This is a genomic window from Sanguibacter massiliensis (genome assembly GCF_900240335.1).
GTDB classification, from domain to species: Bacteria; Actinomycetota; Actinomycetes; order Actinomycetales; family Cellulomonadaceae; genus Flavimobilis; species Flavimobilis massiliensis.
On record NZ_LT964979.1, the window covers coordinates 527,082 to 544,814 of the forward strand.

At 70.5% G+C, this 17,733-nt stretch carries 15 protein-coding genes; 6 read left to right on the forward strand and 9 right to left on the reverse strand.

Annotated features, from left to right (window positions below):
* From qcrB to ctaE, 4 genes are all read right to left on the reverse strand, one after another.
* Entirely contained in the window at positions 1-1,650 is a 1,650-nt protein-coding gene (gene qcrB / locus C1729_RS02545; RefSeq protein ID WP_102508411.1) for a cytochrome bc1 complex cytochrome b subunit, read from the reverse strand.
* On the reverse strand, positions 1,647-2,669 hold the full coding sequence (gene qcrA / locus C1729_RS02550; protein ID WP_242493682.1) for a cytochrome bc1 complex Rieske iron-sulfur subunit: 1,023 nt from the start codon (positions 2,667-2,669) through the stop codon (positions 1,647-1,649). The genes qcrB and qcrA overlap by 4 nt, the downstream gene beginning before the upstream one ends.
* Positions 2,666-3,448: a cytochrome bc1 complex diheme cytochrome c subunit gene (qcrC, locus tag C1729_RS02555; protein ID WP_102508413.1), complete on the reverse strand. Its 783-nt coding sequence runs from the start codon at positions 3,446-3,448 to the stop codon at positions 2,666-2,668. The genes qcrA and qcrC overlap by 4 nt, the downstream gene beginning before the upstream one ends.
* Before the next feature lie 70 nt (positions 3,449-3,518).
* Positions 3,519-4,166: an aa3-type cytochrome oxidase subunit III gene (gene ctaE, locus C1729_RS02560; protein ID WP_102508415.1), complete on the reverse strand. Its 648-nt coding sequence runs from the start codon at positions 4,164-4,166 to the stop codon at positions 3,519-3,521.
* A 244-nt stretch (positions 4,167-4,410) separates the two neighbouring features.
* Here ctaE and C1729_RS02565 point away from each other — a divergent pair, with 244 nt between their 5' ends.
* Together C1729_RS02565 and trpD are read left to right on the forward strand one after the other, a co-directional pair.
* Positions 4,411-4,842: a response regulator gene (locus C1729_RS02565; RefSeq protein WP_102510466.1), complete on the forward strand. Its 432-nt coding sequence runs from the start codon at positions 4,411-4,413 to the stop codon at positions 4,840-4,842.
* Between the two features lie 10 nt (positions 4,843-4,852).
* Complete coding sequence (gene trpD / locus C1729_RS02570) at positions 4,853-5,902, forward strand: anthranilate phosphoribosyltransferase (protein ID WP_102510467.1); 1,050 nt, start codon at positions 4,853-4,855, stop codon at positions 5,900-5,902.
* A gap of 53 nt (positions 5,903-5,955) precedes the next feature.
* On the opposite strand, the gene C1729_RS02575 is transcribed toward trpD, so the two are convergent.
* The 3 genes from C1729_RS02575 to C1729_RS02585 all read right to left on the reverse strand — a co-directional run bounded on the left by C1729_RS02575 (position 5,956) and on the right by C1729_RS02585 (position 10,151).
* Entirely contained in the window at positions 5,956-6,237 is a 282-nt protein-coding gene (locus C1729_RS02575) for an Lrp/AsnC family transcriptional regulator (RefSeq protein WP_102508417.1), read from the reverse strand.
* Between the two features lie 74 nt (positions 6,238-6,311).
* Complete coding sequence (locus C1729_RS02580) at positions 6,312-8,207, reverse strand: DEDD exonuclease domain-containing protein (protein ID WP_242493683.1); 1,896 nt, start codon at positions 8,205-8,207, stop codon at positions 6,312-6,314.
* A gap of 126 nt (positions 8,208-8,333) precedes the next feature.
* The gene (locus tag C1729_RS02585) at positions 8,334-10,151 is read right to left on the reverse strand and encodes an AMP-dependent synthetase/ligase (protein ID WP_102508421.1); all 1,818 of its coding nucleotides are present in this window, start codon (positions 10,149-10,151) and stop codon (positions 8,334-8,336) included.
* A gap of 260 nt (positions 10,152-10,411) precedes the next feature.
* Here C1729_RS02585 and C1729_RS02590 point away from each other — a divergent pair, with 260 nt between their 5' ends.
* The gene (locus tag C1729_RS02590) at positions 10,412-11,356 is read left to right on the forward strand and encodes an ROK family glucokinase (protein ID WP_102508423.1); all 945 of its coding nucleotides are present in this window, start codon (positions 10,412-10,414) and stop codon (positions 11,354-11,356) included.
* A gap of 85 nt (positions 11,357-11,441) precedes the next feature.
* On the opposite strand, the gene C1729_RS02595 is transcribed toward C1729_RS02590, so the two are convergent.
* The gene (locus C1729_RS02595) at positions 11,442-12,053 is read right to left on the reverse strand and encodes a hypothetical protein (RefSeq protein WP_102508424.1); all 612 of its coding nucleotides are present in this window, start codon (positions 12,051-12,053) and stop codon (positions 11,442-11,444) included.
* A gap of 73 nt (positions 12,054-12,126) precedes the next feature.
* Between C1729_RS02595 and C1729_RS02600 the strand changes: the two genes are divergently transcribed.
* The 3 genes from C1729_RS02600 to C1729_RS02610 all read left to right on the forward strand — a co-directional run bounded on the left by C1729_RS02600 (position 12,127) and on the right by C1729_RS02610 (position 15,584).
* Positions 12,127-12,906, forward strand: a complete 780-nt coding sequence (locus tag C1729_RS02600; RefSeq protein WP_102510468.1) for a lysophospholipid acyltransferase family protein — start codon at positions 12,127-12,129, stop codon at positions 12,904-12,906.
* A gap of 117 nt (positions 12,907-13,023) precedes the next feature.
* Positions 13,024-14,241 (forward strand): pyrophosphate--fructose-6-phosphate 1-phosphotransferase, encoded by a 1,218-nt coding sequence (locus C1729_RS02605; protein ID WP_102508426.1) that lies wholly within the window; start codon positions 13,024-13,026, stop codon positions 14,239-14,241.
* Complete coding sequence (locus C1729_RS02610) at positions 14,238-15,584, forward strand: class II 3-deoxy-7-phosphoheptulonate synthase (protein WP_102508428.1); 1,347 nt, start codon at positions 14,238-14,240, stop codon at positions 15,582-15,584. The genes C1729_RS02605 and C1729_RS02610 overlap by 4 nt, the downstream gene beginning before the upstream one ends.
* Positions 15,585-15,649: 65 nt before the next feature.
* Here C1729_RS02610 and pknB read toward each other — a convergent pair whose 3' ends face one another.
* Positions 15,650-17,704 carry a Stk1 family PASTA domain-containing Ser/Thr kinase gene (gene pknB, locus C1729_RS02615; RefSeq protein WP_102508430.1) on the reverse strand — a complete coding sequence of 685 codons (2,055 nt, stop codon included), beginning with the start codon at positions 17,702-17,704 and terminating at the stop codon, positions 15,650-15,652.
* Positions 17,705-17,733: the final 29 nt, after the last annotated feature.

Consider the following 17,733-nt stretch of genomic DNA (forward strand, 5'->3'; position numbering starts at 1 on the left):
TCAGTGACCGATCTGCGGCGCGTCGTCGGACTGCTCGACGGCCGTGTGAGCGCCGTGAGCGTTGGCGATCTCCGCAGGGGTGACAGGCTCGATGCGGTCCTCGTAGAAGAACCGGGAGAGGGCCTGCCAACGCTTGTCCGCCGCGTAGCCCTTGCGACGGACGCCACGCGCGTCCTCGCCGGGCTCGATGACGAGCGGAGCGTGCGCCTGGTAGTTGACGCGCAGCCAGCGCTCCTGGTCCGAGAGCGGCTTGTGGACCTCGATGACCTCGCCGGACTCGAAGCGCACGAGACGAGCGGCCTCGTGGCCGTGGAGCACGAGCTCCCGGTCCTTGCGCTGCAGCGCGAGGCACAGTCGCTTCGTCACCATGAACGCGAACACGGGGGCGACGAAGAAGGCCACCCGGAAGATCCACGTGATGGTGTTGATCGACATCTCGAAGTGCGTCGCGATGAGGTCGTTCGAACCGGCGAGCACGAGGATGACGAACGCGGTGAGGAACGCGACGCCGAGTCCGGTGCGGACCGGGACGTTGCGAGGGCGGTCGAGCACGTGGTGCTCGGACTTGTCCTGCGTGACGCGGGCCTCGATGAACGGGTAGAGCGCGAGGAAGGTGAACAGCAGACCCGGGATGACGACGCCGGGGACGAGGATGTTGATCGGGATCGTGAACCCACCGATCACCCACTCCCAGCCCGGCATGAGCCGCAGGCCGCCCTCGAGGAACAGCATGTACCAGTCCGGCTGGGCGCCGGCGGAGACCGGCGACGGGTCGTACGGGCCGTAGTTCCACACGTTGTTGATCGAGAGCGTCGCTCCCATGAGAGCAAGCACACCGAAGACGATGAAGAAGAAGCCACCGGCCTTGGCGACGTACACGGGGAACAGCGGGAAGCCCACGACGTTCTTGCTCGAGCGCCCGCCACCGGGGTACTGCGTGTGCTTGTGGAGCACGACCATGAGGAGGTGGATACCGACGAAGGCGAGGATGAGCGCCGGCACGAGAAGAATGTGCACCGTGAAGAGGCGCGGGATGATGTGCTCGCCGGGGAACTCTCCGCCGAACAGCGCGTACGAGACGAACGCGCCGATGATCGGGATCGACTTCGCGACGCCGTCAGCGATGCGCAGGCCGTTGCCGGAGAGCACGTCGTCGGGGAGCGAGTAGCCCGAGAAGCCGGCAAGGAGGCCGAGGATCATGAGGGTGAAGCCGACGAGCCAGTTGAGCTCGCGCGGCTTGCGGAAGGCACCCGTGAAGAACACGCGCATCATGTGCGTGACGATCGACGCCATGAAGAGCAGCGCGGCCCAGTGGTGGATCTGGCGCATGAGGAGGCCGCCACGGACCTCGAAGGACATGTGGAGTGTCGAGGCGAAGGCCTCGGACATCTCGACACCCTGCATCGTCACCGGGAGGGAGTCCGTCGGGTAGGTCGTGAACCCCATGGACGGCACGAAGAACATCGTGAGGAACCCGCCCGAGATGAGCAGGACGACGAACGAGTAGAGCGCAATCTCGCCGAGGAGGAACGACCAGTGGTCGGGGAAGACCTTGCGTGCGAACTCCTTGACGGCGCCGGCGATGCCGGTGCGCTGGTCGAGGTAGTCGGCGGCTGCGCCGACGGCCGTCTCCGGCTGGGTCGTGGTCACTTGAGACGCTCCCAGAAGCTCGGGCCGATGGGCTCGGCGAAGTCGTCCTGCGCGACGAGGTAGCCCTCGGCGTCGACGGTGATGGGCAACTGAGGCAGCGGCCGGTTCGCGGGGCCGAAGACGACCTTGGCGCCGTCCGCGATGTCGAACGTCGACTGGTGGCAGGGGCACAGGAGGTGGTGGGTCTGCTGCTCGTAGAGCGCCACGGGGCAGCCGACGTGCGTGCAGATCTTCGAGTACGCGACGATGCCGTCGTAGGACCAGGTCTCGCCGGAGGGGGACTGGTCGCCCTTGAGGTCGCGCTCGTCGAGGCGCACGAGCAGGACGACGGCCTTGGCCTTCTCCTCCATCCAGTGCTCCTCGTCGCGCATCCCGTCCGGGATGACGTGGAAGACGGAGCCGACCGTGACGTCCGAGGCCTTGATAGGACGGCCGCTCGGGTCGAGCGCGAGGCGACGGCCCTTGCGCCACACGGTGTGGCGGAACTTCGAGATGTTCCAGTCGCCGCCGACCGAGCCGATGAGCGGCACGGCGATCGTCAGTGGGAAGATCGCGAGGGCGGAGAGGACGGCACCCTTGAGGACGCCGCGACGGGCGATCGCCGAGTCGCGGGCGCCGTCGACGAGCGCCTGGACGGCCGCGTCGCGCGTCGCCTGATCGGACGAGATCGGCTTGCGCTTCTCCGTGACCTCGTGGTCTGACATGAGGGTCTTGGCCCAGTGGACCGCGCCAGTGCCGATGCCGAGGAGGCTCAGCGCGAGGCCGAGGCCGAGGCCGAGCGTTGCCCACCGGACGGACATCGGGTCGGAGCCGAGGGGGAGCGCGAAGTACGCGACGAGCGCCCCGACGGCGCCGAGCACGGAGATCGCGAAGAGGACGACGACCTGACGCTCGGACCGCTTGTTCGCGGCCGGGTCAGTGTCACCCATGCGGTAGCGGTGCTCCGGGAGGCCCGGGTCCTCGAACGCCGCGGGGACGTCCGAGTGCTCGAGCTCGGTGTTCTTGTCGTGCGTGCTCACGAGGACTTCGCTCCGATCCAGACGGCGAATCCGATGAGGATGCCCATACCGATGACGAAGACCCAGAGGCCCTCGGAGACGGGGCCGAGCGAACCGAGGCTCAGGCCGCCGACCGACGGCTCACGCTGCTCGACGAGGTACGAGATGACGTCGCGCTTCTCCTCGGGGGTGAGGTTCGCGTCGTTGAACACCGGCATGGACTGCGGGCCGGTGAGCATCGCCTGGTAGAGGTTCGTGGGCGTCGTGTCCCAGAGGGCCGGGGCCCACTTACCCTCGGAGAGCGCGCCACCCGCGCCAACGGCGTTGTGGCACATCGCGCAGTTGGTCCGGAAGAGCGCGGCGCCGTTCGACGGGCTGCCAAGCGCCGGGTCGACCATCTCTGCGGTCGGAACCGAGGGACCCGCGCCGAGCGAGGCGACGTACGCGGCGAGCTGGTCGACCTGCTTGTCGGTGAACTGGGCGGGCTTGACCGGGGCCTGGGGGCCGCTGGCCTGCATCGGCATGCGACCGGTGCTCACCTGGAAGTTCACGGAGGCTGCGCCGACGCCGATGAGCGAGGGCACCTCGTCCGCGCCGCCGGCACCGACGCCGTGGCAGGTTGCGCAGTTGGCCTGGAAGAGCTGCTTGCCGGTCTCGATGTCCTCCGCGCTCGCCGAGGTGTCGGCGGTCGCGGTGGTCGGGGTCATCACGGCGTACAGCGCGCCGGTGGCGAGCAGCGCCAGCAGCATGAGCACGACCGGTGCGAACCGGTGGTGCCTGCGGGCGGCGAGTGCCTTCACGGGAGTCCTCGTCTCGACGTGGGGGGTGGGTAGGGCAGGTGCGCGGTGTGACATCCGCGCGGGGTGGGGCTCAGCGAAGCACGTAGATCACGAAGAAGAGCGCGATCCACACGACGTCGACGAAGTGCCAGTAGTAGGAGGTGACGATCGCGGTCGTGGCCTCGTGGTGGCCGAAGCGCTTGGCCGCGTGCGAGCGTGCGAGCACGAAGAGGAAGGCGATGAGCCCGCCGACGACGTGCAGCCCGTGGAAGCCGGTCGTGAGGAAGAAGACGGAGCCGTAGGGGCTCGACGAGATCGTCACGCCGTGCTGCACGAGCTCGGCGTACTCGAAGACCTGGCCGGCGACGAACACGGACCCCATGACGAACGTGAGGACCATCCACTCGTTCATGCCCCAGCGGTTGATCTGCACGAGCGAGCCCGTGCGGCGCGGCTGGAAGCGCTCAGCGGCCCACACTGCCATCTGGCACGTCACCGACGAGGCGACGAGGATGAGCGTGTTGCCGAGGGCGAACGGGAACGCGAGGTTCGAGGCGTGAGCCTCCCACTCCTGCGTCGCCATGACCGACCGGTGGGAGAAGTACATCGCGAAGAGGCCCGCGAAGAACATGAGCTCGCTCGCGAGCCACACGATGGTGCCGACCGAGACAGGGTTCGGCCGGTTGACGCCGACGTGGGCGCTCGGGGCATGGGTAGGTGCAGTCGTCACGGGAGCCATTATGGCCGAACAGGCGGCTGTCTGGGACCATTGGACCTCCCCTGGGCCCTCACTGATGGCGCACAATGGGCGGACTCGCGGGTCATGACCCGCGCAACGATGCGGAATCGGCGAGATTCCAACGCTTTTGATGACGACTCGATGACTTTTGTCATCGCGCGCGCTCGGCGTGTTTCGGCAGTCGGTGGACACCGTGACAAGATGCGTGAAGCACGACCACAGCCCTGACGACGAAGCGAAGGCGATGACGATGTCGACCCAGCCGGCCACCACCTCCACGGCGACCCGCGCGCCGCGGATCCTCCTGCACAGCGACGACATCACGGTGCGCGACCAGGTCCGCACCGCCGTCGGGCCGCGGCTCGCGGCAGGCGCCCCCGAGATCGAGTGGCTCGAGGTCGCGACGGCTGACGCGCTCCTGGACAGGAAGGACCTCGCGTCCTTCGACCTGGTTATCCTCGACGGCGAGGCTGACAAGGTCGGCGGTATGGGCCTGTGCCGTCAGCTGAAGAACGAGATCTACCTCTGCCCGCGGGTCCTCGTCCTCGTCGGACGCCCGCAGGACGCGTGGCTCGCGTCGTGGTCCCTCGCGGACGCGACGGTGTCGCGTCCTCTCGACCCGTTCGAGGTGCAGCGGACGATCGCCGAGCAGGTGGGTGCCGCCCAGGCACGGTGAGGACGACTTCATGAGCACGACGTGGCCCCAGCTCCTCCGTCGGCTCGTCGCCGGTGACGACCTCCCGCGTGAGGACGTCGCCTGGGCCATGGACCAGGTCATGGCCGGTCAAGTCCCGCCGGCGCGCCTCGCGGGACTTCTCGTCGCGCTCCGCGCCAAGGGGGAGACCGTCGAGGAGCTCACGGCGCTCGCCGACGTCATGCTCAAGCACGCGGTGCCGTACGCGGCACACGTCGAGCGTGCCGTCGACATCGTCGGGACCGGCGGCGACATGGCGAACACCGTGAACATCTCGTCGATGGCAGCGATCGTCGTCGCGGGCACGGGCCTCACCGTCGTCAAGCACGGCAACAGGTCCGCATCCTCGACGACCGGCTCCGCCGACGTCCTCGAGGCGCTCGGCATCGATCTCGACCACACGCCCGCGCGCGTCGCGCGGATCGGGGTGGAGGCAGGCATCACGTTCTGCTTCGCGAAGACGTTCCACCCGGCGATGCGGCACGCAGGTGCCGTCCGTGGTGAGCTTGGCATCCCGACGGCCTTCAACTTCCTTGGGCCGCTGACGAACCCGGCCCAGCCCGGCGCGATCGCGGTCGGGTGCGCGGACCTGCGGATGGCTCCGCTCATGGCCGGCGTGTTTGCGACGCGCGGCACGCACGCCCTCGTGTTCCGTGGCGCCGACGGCCTCGACGAGCTCGCGGCCAACGGCCGTGCCGACGTGTGGGAGGTCCGCGGCGGCGCCGTCGAGCGCACGACGCTCGACGCGACGGACGAGCTCGGGCTCGACCCGGTGACCGTGGCCGACCTGCGCGGCGGGGAGGCAGAGCACAACGCGGCCGTCGTGAGGCGGGTGCTCGACGGCGAGGACGGGCTCGTGCGACAGACGGTCCTGCTCAACGCCGCCGCCGCGATCGTCGCAGACGGATCGTTGCCAGGCACGGGCGAGGGCGCGCTCGTCGACCGCCTCCGGGCGGGTCTCGACCATGCCGCGCACGCGGTCGACTCGGGAGCCGCGCGCGGCAGGCTCGAGGCGTGGGCGCGAGCGAGCGCGTCCGACTGAGAGCGGCGGGCTGAGCGTGTCCCGCGGAACCGCTCGCGCCCCGGACTTCGGCGTCAGTCGCCGAGGCCGAGGTCGAACGCGCGGTCGAGCTCCGTCGACGAGTACGTACGGAACGCCAGGTGGGTCTGCGTGCGCTGCACGCCGTCGACCTTGTTGATGCCGTCGGCGATGACGCCAGCGAGATCGTCATGGTTCCGCACGCGCACGATCGCGATGAGGTCGTTGTCGCCCGTGACCGAATAGACCTCGTCGACGCCACGGATCGCCGTGATCGTCTCCGCGACCTCGGGGATGCGGGCGGGGATCGCGTCGATCATGACGATGGCGGTGAGCATGGGGACTCCTTCGTGGCGCTCCGACTGTGCTCGTCCCATCCTGCCACCGCTGTGCCGAGGCTGGCTGGAAGGACTCAGTCCGCAGGGGCCCCGTCGCCGGCTCCACGGGCGTCCCGGGCCTGGGCTGCGAGCGCGCCGTATGCGCCCGGTCCGTGGACGGCGCACGAGAACGGGTGCGTCGTGCGGACGAGTCTCACATCGCTGGAGTCGAGCCAGTCGAGCAGCAGAAGGGTCTCCTCGGGGTGGGCCGCGGTCGCGGGCACGACGGGCGGCGGGACCACCTCGGCCGTCGCGGTCGCAGCGTCGATCGTCAGGTAGGGGTCCGTCCCGACGGGAGCGACCGCGGTCGCCGCGAGCCGACCGTGCCGGACGACGACGACCTCCCACGCGCCGTCGTCCCGCGCCCGAGCCGCGACGAGCTCGTCGCACGCCGCCATCTGAGCGAACCGTTCCCGGCGTGCGGCTCCCTCGACGACCGCGGCGATGCGGTCGCGTTCGACGGCGGCCTGCTCGAAGCGCTCCTCGGCCGCGTAACGCATGATGCGGGCGAGCATCCGCTCGACGACCGACCCGGGGTCGTCGCTCATCGCGGACCGGGCGGCGGCGACCTCGGCGTCGTGCGCGGCGCGCGAAGCACGTCCGTCGGCGTCGTCTCCGGCGACGCACGGTCCCGCGCACCGACCGAGGTCGAGCAGCGGGCACGCGGCGGCGCCCGGCCGTGCGACGAGCGGGAGCCTCCGGGTGCAGCGCCGGACGTCGAGCGCGGACTGGAGTCCCTCGAGCGCGGCCTGCGCCGTGCGCCGGGAGAGGAAAGGCCCGATGTGCCATGCGCCCTCACGCCGGGGCGCCGCCGGGGCGACGGTCCCGACGTCCTCGGCCCGCACACCGGTGCCGGCAGCATCTGCTGCACCCTCGGTCTCTGCGACGACCTGCGTGACGATGCTGAGGCGCGGGTGCGGCTCGTCGGTGAGCCGGACCCACGGCATGCGCTCGGGGAACCGGGACCGACGGTTGTAGCGCGGCGAGTGCTCCGCGATGAGCCGGAGCTCGCGCACCTGCGCCTCGAGGCGGGTCGCGCACGGCACGGCCGAGACGCGCTCGGCGATCGTCACCATCTCGGTCATGCGACGCCGGGTCTCGGCGCGCGTGAAGTAGCTGCGCACACGGGTGCGGACGTCGACCGACGTCCCAACGTAGAGGACCTCACCGTCGGGGGCGTGGAACATGTACACGCCGGGTCCGCGCGGCATCTCGTCCGCGAGGTGCCGCTTGGCTCGCACGGCAGGGGCCACCGGGTCGACCGCAGACGCGAGGTCCTCGAGATGCGTGATGCCCCACGGGGCGAGCCTGCCGAGAAGTGCATGGAGGACATCGACCGTCGCACGCGCATCCGAGAGTGCCCGGTGGTCCGGAACCGTTGTTGCGCCGAAGAGCTGCGCGAGCGTGCCGAGCCTGTGGTTGCGGACCTCGTCCTTGGGGACGACGCGGCGGGCGAGCGCGACCGTGTCGACGACCTCGAACCTGGGCCACGGGGTGTCCGTGGCTCGTGCCGCCGCCTTGAGGAAACCGACGTCGAAGCGCGCGTTGTGCGCGACGAGCACGGCGCCGTGCGCGAACTCGAGAAACGCCGGGAGGACCGCTTCGATCCGCGGAGCGTCGACGACCATCGCTGTCGTGATACCGGTGAGGACCGTGATCTGTGGAGGGACGGGGCCGCCAGGGTAGACGAGGGTCTGGAACTCCCCGAGGATCTCGCCGCCGCGCACCTTGACCGCGCCGATCTCTGTGATGGCGTCGGTCGCTGGTGCCGTCCCCGTCGTCTCGAGGTCGACGACGACGAAGGTCACGTCACGCAGGTCGGTGCCGAGGTCGTCGAGCGCGCCCTGGACGCCGACGGCGTCAGGCGCGACGACGGGACGCCGCAGCCCGGTTCCCGGGTGGTGCGTCCTGGACGTTGTCGAGGCCTTCATGGACGCGACCGTACGCCGCGGCGCCGACATCCGGCGTCGACTTCGTGCGAACAGCCGTGCGACCTGGGCAGACGCCGATGGCGGCATCACGGAGGGGACGCCGCCATCGGCGGGACTCGGGAGTCGTCAGACCGTTCCGGGCGACGCGACGCCGTCGTAGAGCGCCTCGACGTCGTCACCGAAGTCCTCGAGGACGAGCGACCGCTTGACCTTGAGCGACGGCGTGAGATAGCCGTTGGCGATCGTGAAGTCGGTCGGCAGGATGCGGAACTTGCGGATCGACTCTGCGCGAGACACGGCCTTGTTGGCACGGGTCACGGCCTTGTCGATCGCTGCGAGGACGTCAGGGTCCTCCATCGCTTGCTCGAGCGTGAGCTCGGGCTTGCCGCGCGCCGTGAGCCACGTGGGCAGCGACTCCGCGTCGAGGGTAATCATCGCGGCGATGAACGGCTTGGCGTCGCCGACGACGACGCACTGCGAGACGAGGGCATGCGCGCGGACGCGGTCCTCGAGGATCGCGGGGGCGACGTTCTTGCCCCCTGCGGTGACGATGAGCTCCTTCTTGCGCCCCGTGATCCGGATGTAGCCGTCGGCGTCGACAGAACCGAGGTCGCCCGTGCGGAACCAGCCGTCCTCGAACGCCTCCGCGGTCGCCTCGGGGTTGTTGTGGTAGCCCCGGAAGACCTGGGGGCCGCGGACGAGCAGCTCGCCGTCGTCGGCGACGCGGACCGCGGTGCCCGGCAGCGGCGGTCCCACCGTGCCGATCTTCGAGAGAGCCGGGAGGTTGACGGAGACCGGCGCGGTCGTCTCCGTAAGGCCGTAGCCCTCAAGCACCGAGAGCCCGACGCCGCGGTAGAAGTGGCCGAGCCGCTCGCCGAGGGCCGCGCCGCCCGAGATTGCGTGGCGCGCGTCGCCGCCGAGCGCCGCCCGGATCTTCGTGAGCACGAGCGCGTCGGCGATCTTGTGGCGCACACCGAGCATGAACGGGACCTTGCCGTCGTCCTGCGCGCGCGACCACGCGATCGCGGTCGCGGCGGCCCAGTGGAAGATCTTGCCCTTACCACCGGCGATGGCCTTCTGCTCCGAGGAGTTGTAGACCTTCTCGAAGACGCGAGGAACCGAGAGGATGAACGTGGGCTTGAACGCTGCGAGGTCAGGCAGAAGCGTCCCGACGTCGGGCGTGTGGCCGAGGACGACGTTGGCGGGAACCGTGAGGACCCCGATGAACCGCGCGAAGACGTGCGCGAGCGGCATGAACAGGAGCGTCCGACTCCCGGGGACGCCGACGACCTCCGGGAGCTTCTCGATCGCGTTGAGGCAGAGCGTCACGAAGTTCTCGTGCGTGAGCTCTGCGCCCTTGGGGCGCCCCGTCGTGCCCGACGTGTAGATGATCGTCGAGAGCGAGTCGAGCGTCGCGAGGGATCGACGGCGCGCGATCTCCTCGTCGGCGACGTCGGCTCCGCGTGCGACGATCGCGTCGATGCCGCCCTCGTCGAGGATGAGGACCTCCCCGAGCGATGGGCACTTGCGTCGTACCTGCTCGACCGTCGCGGCGTGGGCAGAGGTCTCGACGACGACGTGCTTGACGTCCGCGTCGGTGAGGATCCACTGGACCTGCTTTGCGCTCGACGTCTCGTAGAGGGGGACGGGCACCGCACCGGATGCCCAGATCGACCAGTCGAGGAGCGACCACTCGTAACGGGTGCGGGACATGATCCCGACCCGGTCGCCGGGCTCGACGCCCATGCCGACGAGGCCCTTGGCGACCGCGACGACCTGCGCCTCGAACTCGCGGGCCGAGATCGACCGCCAGGGCGCGCCCTCGGCAGCCTTCACCTCGATGATCGCCATGTCGGGGAAGCGCTCGAGACGACCCGCGAGAAGGCTGTTGATGTTCTCGGACCGGGGTGGGTCGACGAGGATCGGCGTGCTGTGCTCGCTCATTCTGACTCCAGTGGCAGTGGGCGTGTGCCCACAGGTTAGCGGCCCGCGAGGGGCCCTGTGGGCACCGTCGCGTTATCACAGCCGACCGTCACCGATCCGTGACCTAGGTCCTCGGCGGGGAGGTGAGGGGCGTGCGCCCTGTTCGGGCCGTGTTTGCGTGGTCCGGGGCGTCGGGTGCTGGAAGCGATCCAGTGCTGTGGCACGCTTGGTGGTCGGAGCAGCGCCGACGGGCGTTGCCGGACGACAGGAGCAGGATTCGGATGCACGCGCTCGGTGTGGACATCGGCGGGACGAAGATCGCGGCCGGCGTGGTCGACGAGAACGGGACGATCCTCGCCCAGCTGAGGCGCCCGACCGACCCGACCGATGCACCGAGCATCGACCGCGCGATCGCGGCCGCGTACCACGAGCTCGCGGCCGAGCACGAGATCGGCGCGATCGGCCTCGCCGCCGCCGGCTTCTGCAGCCCTGACCGGCGCAGCGTCGCCTTCGGGCCGAACATCGGCGCGTGGCGCGACTACCCGCTCGCCGAGAGGATCGCCGAGCTCACCGACACGTCGATCCCCGTCGTGGTCGAGAACGACGCGAACGCGGCAGGATGGGCCGAGTTCCGCTACGGCGTCGGCGCGGGCACAGACGACTTCCTCATGCTCACGGTCGGCACCGGCCTCGGCGGTGCCGCGGTCGTCGGCGGTGCGCTCGTCCGCGGCGCCTACGGCGTCGCGACCGAGGTCGGTCACATGCGTGTCGTCCCGGACGGACGGCTCTGCGGCTGCGGGCACTTCGGCTGCTGGGAGCAGTACGCGTCCGGCTCGGCGCTCGTGAGGACCGCGCGCGCCGCGCTCGTCGCGCACCCCGACCGCGCGGCACGGCTGCGTGAGCTCGCCGAGGGCGGCGAGCTCGTCGGCCCCCACGTGACGACCGCAGCCCAAGAAGGCGACCCGCTCGCGATCGAGCTCTTCGCTGAGCTCGGCCGCTGGCTCGGCGAGGGCGCCGCGACGGTCGCGGCCTTCATGGACCCGTCCGTCATCGCGATCGGCGGTGGCGTCGGCGATGCGGGCGACCTCCTCCTGCGCCCGACGCAGGAGGCCTTCGAGCGCGTCCTGCCCGCCCGCACCCATCGTTCGCGCCTCGCGACGATCGCGATCGCGACGCTCGGCAACGACGCGGGGATGGTCGGCGCGGCCGACCTCGCGCGACACTGACGACGACGGACGCCGCAGACGCGGGGTCCGACGACGAGGGGCGCGGACCGCAACGGTCCGCGCCCCTCGTTGTGCACGGGGGTGCCTATACCCAGGGCTCGTCGTCGTCGTGCTCGTCGCCCCGCTCATGGGGGAGACGCCAGAGGAGTACCCCGGCGCCCGCGGCGAGCAGCACGGCACCGGCCCAGGCGATGACCGACGGCATGACGCGGACGAGCAGCGCCGAGAGGACGAGCGCGAGGATGCCGCCCGCGACCGCGAACCACGCCATCGTCAGCACGGGGTCGCCGCCGAGGATCGGGCCGGGGTCCGGCGGCACGAAGTGGCTCTGCTCGTCCTCGAGCTCGATCTCCTCCTGGGAGGCCACGTGGTCACGCGGGCCGATGGGCTTGACGCCCGGGAGCGTCGGGACGTCGGTGAGCCACGGCCGGGGCCGCACGTCAACGTCGTCCGTCGCCGCGCGGACGTCATCGAGCCCCGCGACGATCCGGGCGAACTCCGAGTCCGTGTCGAGGCCGCATGCCCCGGCGGCGGGGGCGCCTGACGCGTGAGGAGCGTCGGGTGCGGTAGGTTTCTCCGCAGGATCAGGGGTGCTCGCGTCGTCGTGCATCGTCCGACCGCCGTCCGTGGCCTCGTCCGGGAGCTCGCCCGGGGACTCGTCACGGCCCTGCGTGGGATCGACGTTGGGTTCCACCATGCAGATCACTCTAGAGTCGGAAGGTGCGCCCCGTCGGAGGCGCGAGGAGGAAGCTGCGTTGTTCTACTGGCTCATGAAGAAGATCGTCGCCGGTCCCTGGCTGAAGTTGTACTTCCGCCCGTGGACCCGCGGGCTCGAGAACGTGCCCGCAACCGGCGGAGCGATCCTCGCGAGCAACCACCTCGCCGTCATCGACTCGTTCGTCCTGCCGATCGTCCTCGACCGCGAGATCGTCTTCATCGGCAAGTCCGAGTACTTCACGGGCACGGGCCTCAAAGGTCGGCTCCAGGCGAAGTTCTTCCGCGGCGTCGGGACGATCCCCGTCGACCGCTCGGGGGGCAAGGCTTCTGAGGCGGCGCTCAACACGGGGCTCGCGCGGCTGCGCGAGGGCGGGCTGTTCGGCATCTACCCTGAGGGGACACGCAGCCCCGACGGTCGTCTCTACCGTGGCAAGACCGGCGTCGCGCGTCTCGCGCTCGAGTCGGGCTGCCCGGTCGTGCCCGTCGCGATGATCGCGACCGAGGAGGCCCAGCCGCTTGGCAAGGTCATGCCGCGTCCCGTGCGCGTCGGCGTGGTCGTGGGGGAGCCCCTCGACTTCTCGCGCTACCACGGCATGCAGGACGACCGCTTCATCCTGCGCTCCGTCACGGACGAGATCATGTACGCGCTCATGAGCCTCTCGGGCCAGGAGTACGTCGACATCTACGCCGCGACCGCCAAAGCGCGCCTCGCCTCGGGACAGAAGTCCGGTGCCGACGCCCCCGCGGCACGCAAGGCTCCTGGAGGACGTTCCGCCCCGGACGTCCATGTGCCGGTCCCGCCCGAGGAGGGCGCGGCACCGCCAGTAGACTGACGGTGGCGCGGGCGGCCCTGCCGCCCTGCGCTCCGCGGTCCGGAAAACCACGGCCCGTCGGGCTCGGCGCACACCCGCGTCGCAGGCCCGCGGGCGACGATGAGAGGTAGTTCTTCGATGTCTGTACGTCGTGTTGCCCTTCTGACGGCCGGCGGCTTCGCCCCGTGCCTCTCCTCCGCGGTCGGAGGGCTGATCGAGCGCTACAACGAGCTCGACCCGTCGATCGAGATCATCGCGTACCAGCACGGCTACCACGGCCTGCTCCGCGGCGACAAGATCGTCGTCGACGCCGAGGGTCGCGCCAAGGCCGGAGTCCTGCACCGTTTCGGCGGCTCGCCGATCGGCAACTCGCGCGTCAAGCTCACGAACGCGAAGGACTGCGTCAAGCGCGGTCTCGTCCAGGAGGGTGAGGACCCGCTCAAGGTTGCCGCCGAGCAGCTCAAGTCCGACGGCGTCGACGTCCTCCACACGATCGGTGGCGACGACACCAACACGACCGCCGCCGACCTCGCCGCGTACCTCCACGAGAACGACTACGAGCTCACGGTCGTCGGCCTGCCCAAGACGATCGACAACGACGTCATCCCGATCAAGCAGTCGCTCGGCGCGTGGACCGCTGCCGAGGAGGCCGCGCAGTTCGCGTTCAACGTCATCGGCGAGCACCGCTCGGGCCCGCGCATGCTCATCGTCCACGAGGTCATGGGTCGCCACTGCGGCTGGCTCACCGCCGCCGCTGCAGCCGAGTACCGCAAGCACCTCGACACGCTCGAGTGGGTGCCGAGCCTCGGTCTCACGCGTGAGCGCTGGGACATCGACGCTGTCTTCGTCCCCGAGATGAAGATCGACATCACCGCCGAGGCCGAGCGCCTCAAGGCGGTCATGGACGCCAAGGGCAACGTCAACATCTTCCTCTCGGAGGGTGCGGGCATGCACGAGATCGTCGAGCAGCTCGAGGCCGCCGGTGAGACCGTCGAGCGCGACCCCTTCGGTCACGTCAAGCTCGACACGATTAACCCGGGCGCCTGGTTCGCCAAGCAGTTCGCCGAGCGTCTCGGCGCCGAGAAGGTCATGGTCCAGAAGTCGGGCTACTACTCGCGTGCCGCCGCGGCCAACGCCGAGGACCTGCGCCTCATCAAGTCGATGACGGACTACGCCGTCGACGCCGCCCTCCGCGGCGAGTCGGGCGTCGTCGGCCACGACGAGGAGAACGGTGATGTGCTCACGGCCATCGCCTTCCCGCGCATCGCCGGTGGCAAGGCCTTCGACGTCTCCCAGCCGTGGTTCGGCGAGCTCCTCGCCGGTATCGGCCAGGACCTGGTGCCTGCCCAGGCATGACGACGACGGCGCACGACGAGGTGGTGGAGGGGCTCGACCACTTTCGCTCGCTGACTGCCAAGCAGCAGCCCACCTGGCCCGACGCACACGCGTTGGGCCAGGTGGCCGCGCGCCTGGCCGAGGCCGCCCCCCTCGTCGTGCCCGCCGAGGCCGACCTGCTCACGGAGCGTCTCGCGGCGGCCGGCCGCGGCGACGCGTTCCTCCTCCAGGGAGGTGACTGCGCCGAGACGTTCGCCGAGGCGCAGGCCGACCGCATCCGCAACAAGATCCGCACAATCCTCCAGATGGCCGTCATCCTCACGCACGGCGCGAGCATGCCCGTCGTGAAGATGGGGCGGATGGCCGGGCAGTACGCGAAGCCGCGCTCGTCGAACGACGAGACGCGGGACGGCGTGACGCTCCCCGCGTACCGCGGCGACATGGTCAACGGCCACGACTTCACCGAGGCCGCTCGGACCCCCGACCCGCAGCGGCTCCTCGACGGCTACCAGATCTCGGCCGCGACGATCAACGTCGTCCGCGCCTACACGCGCGGGGGATCGGCCGACCTGCGGCGGGTGCACGAGTGGAACCGCGGCTTCATGCGGAACCCCGCGTACGCGCGCTACGAGTCGACGGCCGCGGAGATCGACCGCGCGCTGCGCTTCATGGAGGCGTGCGGCGCCGACTTCGACGCCCTGCGCACGGTCGAGTTCTTCGTCTCGCACGAGGGGCTGCTCCTCGACTACGAGCGCGCCCTCACGCGCGTCGACGCCCGGACGGGTGAGGCCTACGACACCTCGGGCCACTTCCTGTGGATCGGCGAGCGCACCCGCGACCTCGACGGCGCGCACGTCGAGTTCCTCTCGCGCGTCGCCAACCCCATCGGCGTCAAGCTCGGCCCGACGACCTCGCCCGCGGACGCGATCGCGCTCGTCGAGAAGCTCAACCCGAGCGGTCGCCCGGGACGGCTCACGTTCATCACGCGCATGGGCGCAGGACGTATCCGCGAGGCGCTGCCCCCGATCGTCGCGGCGGTCCGTGACCACGGCAGCCCCGTCACCTGGGTGACGGACCCCATGCACGGCAACACCATCACGTCGGGCACGGGGTACAAGACCCGTCGTTTCGAGGACGTGCTCGACGAGGTGAGCGGCTTCTTCGAGGTGCACCGGGCGCTCGGCACCGTCCCCGGCGGCCTCCACGTGGAGCTCACCGGTGACGACGTCACGGAAGTCCTCGGCGGCTCCGAGGAGATCGACGACGAGGGCCTCGCGGCCCGCTACGAGACGCTCGTCGACCCGCGGCTCAACCACCAGCAGTCGCTCGAGATGGCCTTCCAGGTCGCCGAGATGCTGCGCTGACACGCAACCGACGCGGAAGGGCTCCGACCACACGGTCGGAGCCCTTCCGCGTCGGACGGGGTGCGTCACACGACGGTGATCGAGATCGTCGAGCCCTTGGGGATCTTGTCGCCGGGGTCCACGCTCTGGAAACGCACGATGTCGAGGAGTCCGCCCCACTGCTTCTTGACGTCGGGGACGAAACCCGCCTTGCGCAAGATCTCCTCGGCGTCCGCCGCCGACTTCCCGACGACGCCCGGCACCTCGACGAGCGGCGGGCCCTTGGAGACGACGATCGTCACCGTGTCGGTGCGGTGCGCTGCGCTCGAGGCCTCGGGCGTCTGGGAGATGACGGCGCCCTCGGGGACCGTCTCGGAGAACTCCTTGGTGACCTTGACCTTGAGGCCGACGCTCTTGAGCGTCGCGGACGCGTTCTTGCTCTGCGACCCGACGACCTGGGGGACCGTCACCGGAGCAGGACCGTCGGAGACCGTGAGGGTGACAGGCGTCGAATGCGGAACCTCCGAGCCTTCCTCCTGGTCGACGGACATGACCTCGCCCGCGGGGACCTTGTCGTCGTGGACGAGGACGTCCGGCGCGGCCTCGAGCCTCGCCTCCGCAAGGCGCGCATGCGCCTGCTCGGCCGTCGCCCCCACGAGGTCGTCCGGCACCGTGAGCATGAGGATGCCGAGCGACACGACGAGCTGGACCGTGCCCTCCTTGTGGATCTCCTCGCCCTCGCGCGGTTCGACGCTCACGACCGAGCCCGCGGGCACGTCGTCGTCGTGGACCGCCCGCGAGGTGTCGGCATGGAGCCCGAGCGTCGTGAGCGCGTTCGCGGCGGCCTCGGCCTCCGCGCCGACGAGACCCGAGGGGACAGTCGTGTAGGCACCGGGGCCCCACGTTGCCCACCACAGGGTTGCTCCGCCCGTGAGCGCGGCGACGAGGACGACGACGAGGGTTGCGACGAGTGCGCGGCGTCGCCGCCGGGCACGCAGCGCAGGGCCGACGGTGTCGACGGGCGCGACGGCCCCCGTGCCGATCGGCAGGGCGATCGTTGTCCCGGAACCCACGAGACCGAGCGCCTCCGTGCGGTCGTCGTCCTCCTCAGGGCTTGGTGCCGAGACGGGAGAGCTGGAGGAGCCCGCGGACCCAGGAGTCTCGGCCGAGCCCTCCGCGCCCGGGGGCGGAGGCACCGGGGGGAGCCGTGGCTCGTCGTCGTCCGCGGCCTCGGGCTCCGGGGTCTCCGCGAGGGGGACCTCGTGGCGGAGCGCGAGGTCTTCGGGGGTGAGGGCGCCACGCGTGCGCCGCAGCAGGTCGATGGCCGCTGCCGCGTCGGGCGGACGGTTCTCGGCGTCGCGCGCCGCGAACGCCGCGACGAGCTCGTCGATCTCGGTGGGCACGTCCGTCGCGACGTCGGAGACGTCGGGGACGTCGACGTTGACGTGCCGGTAGGCGACCTGGATGGGCGTCGCGCCCGTGTGCGGCTGCGCGCCCGTGAGCATCTCGTGGAGGAGGATGCCCACCGCGTAGACGTCGGTCCGGGCGTCGCATGCGCCCGTGAGGATGATCTCGGGCGCGAGGTACGCGACCGTGCCGAACACCGTGCCGGTCGCTGTCGACGTCACCTCGGTGACCGCGCGTGCGAGCCCGAAGTCGGCAACCTTGACGCGTCCCTCCTCCGAGATGAGGACGTTCTCCGGCTTGATGTCGCGGTGCACGAGACCGGTGCGGTGCGCGGCTGTCAGCGCGTCGAGGACGGCTTCGGCGATGTCGAGCGCCTCGCCGACCGGGAGCGTGCCCTGCTCCCGCAGGCGTCGGCGCAGCGTCGAGCCGTCGACGAGCTCCATCGTGAGGTAGCTCGTGTCACCGTCGACGCCCTGGTCGAAGACCGCGACGAGCCCCGGGTGCGCGAGCCGGGCCGCGGCACGCGCCTCGCGGCGGAAGCGCGAGACGAAGTCCGCGCCCTCGGCGCCGTCGGCGAGATGCGGGTGCATGACCTTGAGCGCGACCTCCCGGTCGAGCCTGCGGTCGACCGCCCGGTAGACCGTCGCCATACCGCCCCGGGCGATCCGCGACACGACGAGGTAGCGGCCGTCGACGAGACGGCCGACGAGCGGATCAGTCAGGGTGGCTCCCACGGTGGCGAGTCTACGGTGGGCGGCACGTC

Bases quoted from the DNA above. Each gene is read 5' to 3' on its own strand.
- ctaE (WP_102508415.1), bottom strand. From the start codon at position 4,166: ATGGCTCCCGTGACGACTGCACCTACCCATGCCCCGAGCGCCCACGTC.
- C1729_RS02595 (WP_102508424.1), bottom strand. From the start codon at position 12,053: ATGGTGGAACCCAACGTCGATCCCACGCAGGGCCGTGACGAGTCCCCG.
- C1729_RS02600 (WP_102510468.1), top strand. From the start codon at position 12,127: ATGAAGAAGATCGTCGCCGGTCCCTGGCTGAAGTTGTACTTCCGCCCG.
- C1729_RS02585 (WP_102508421.1), bottom strand. From the start codon at position 10,151: ATGAGCGAGCACAGCACGCCGATCCTCGTCGACCCACCCCGGTCCGAG.
- C1729_RS02565 (WP_102510466.1), top strand. From the start codon at position 4,411: ATGACGATGTCGACCCAGCCGGCCACCACCTCCACGGCGACCCGCGCG.
- C1729_RS02590 (WP_102508423.1), top strand. From the start codon at position 10,412: ATGCACGCGCTCGGTGTGGACATCGGCGGGACGAAGATCGCGGCCGGC.
- C1729_RS02610 (WP_102508428.1), top strand. From the start codon at position 14,238: ATGACGACGACGGCGCACGACGAGGTGGTGGAGGGGCTCGACCACTTT.
- C1729_RS02605 (WP_102508426.1), top strand. From the start codon at position 13,024: ATGTCTGTACGTCGTGTTGCCCTTCTGACGGCCGGCGGCTTCGCCCCG.
- C1729_RS02580 (WP_242493683.1), bottom strand. From the start codon at position 8,207: ATGAAGGCCTCGACAACGTCCAGGACGCACCACCCGGGAACCGGGCTG.
- trpD (WP_102510467.1), top strand. From the start codon at position 4,853: ATGAGCACGACGTGGCCCCAGCTCCTCCGTCGGCTCGTCGCCGGTGAC.
- C1729_RS02575 (WP_102508417.1), bottom strand. From the start codon at position 6,237: ATGCTCACCGCCATCGTCATGATCGACGCGATCCCCGCCCGCATCCCC.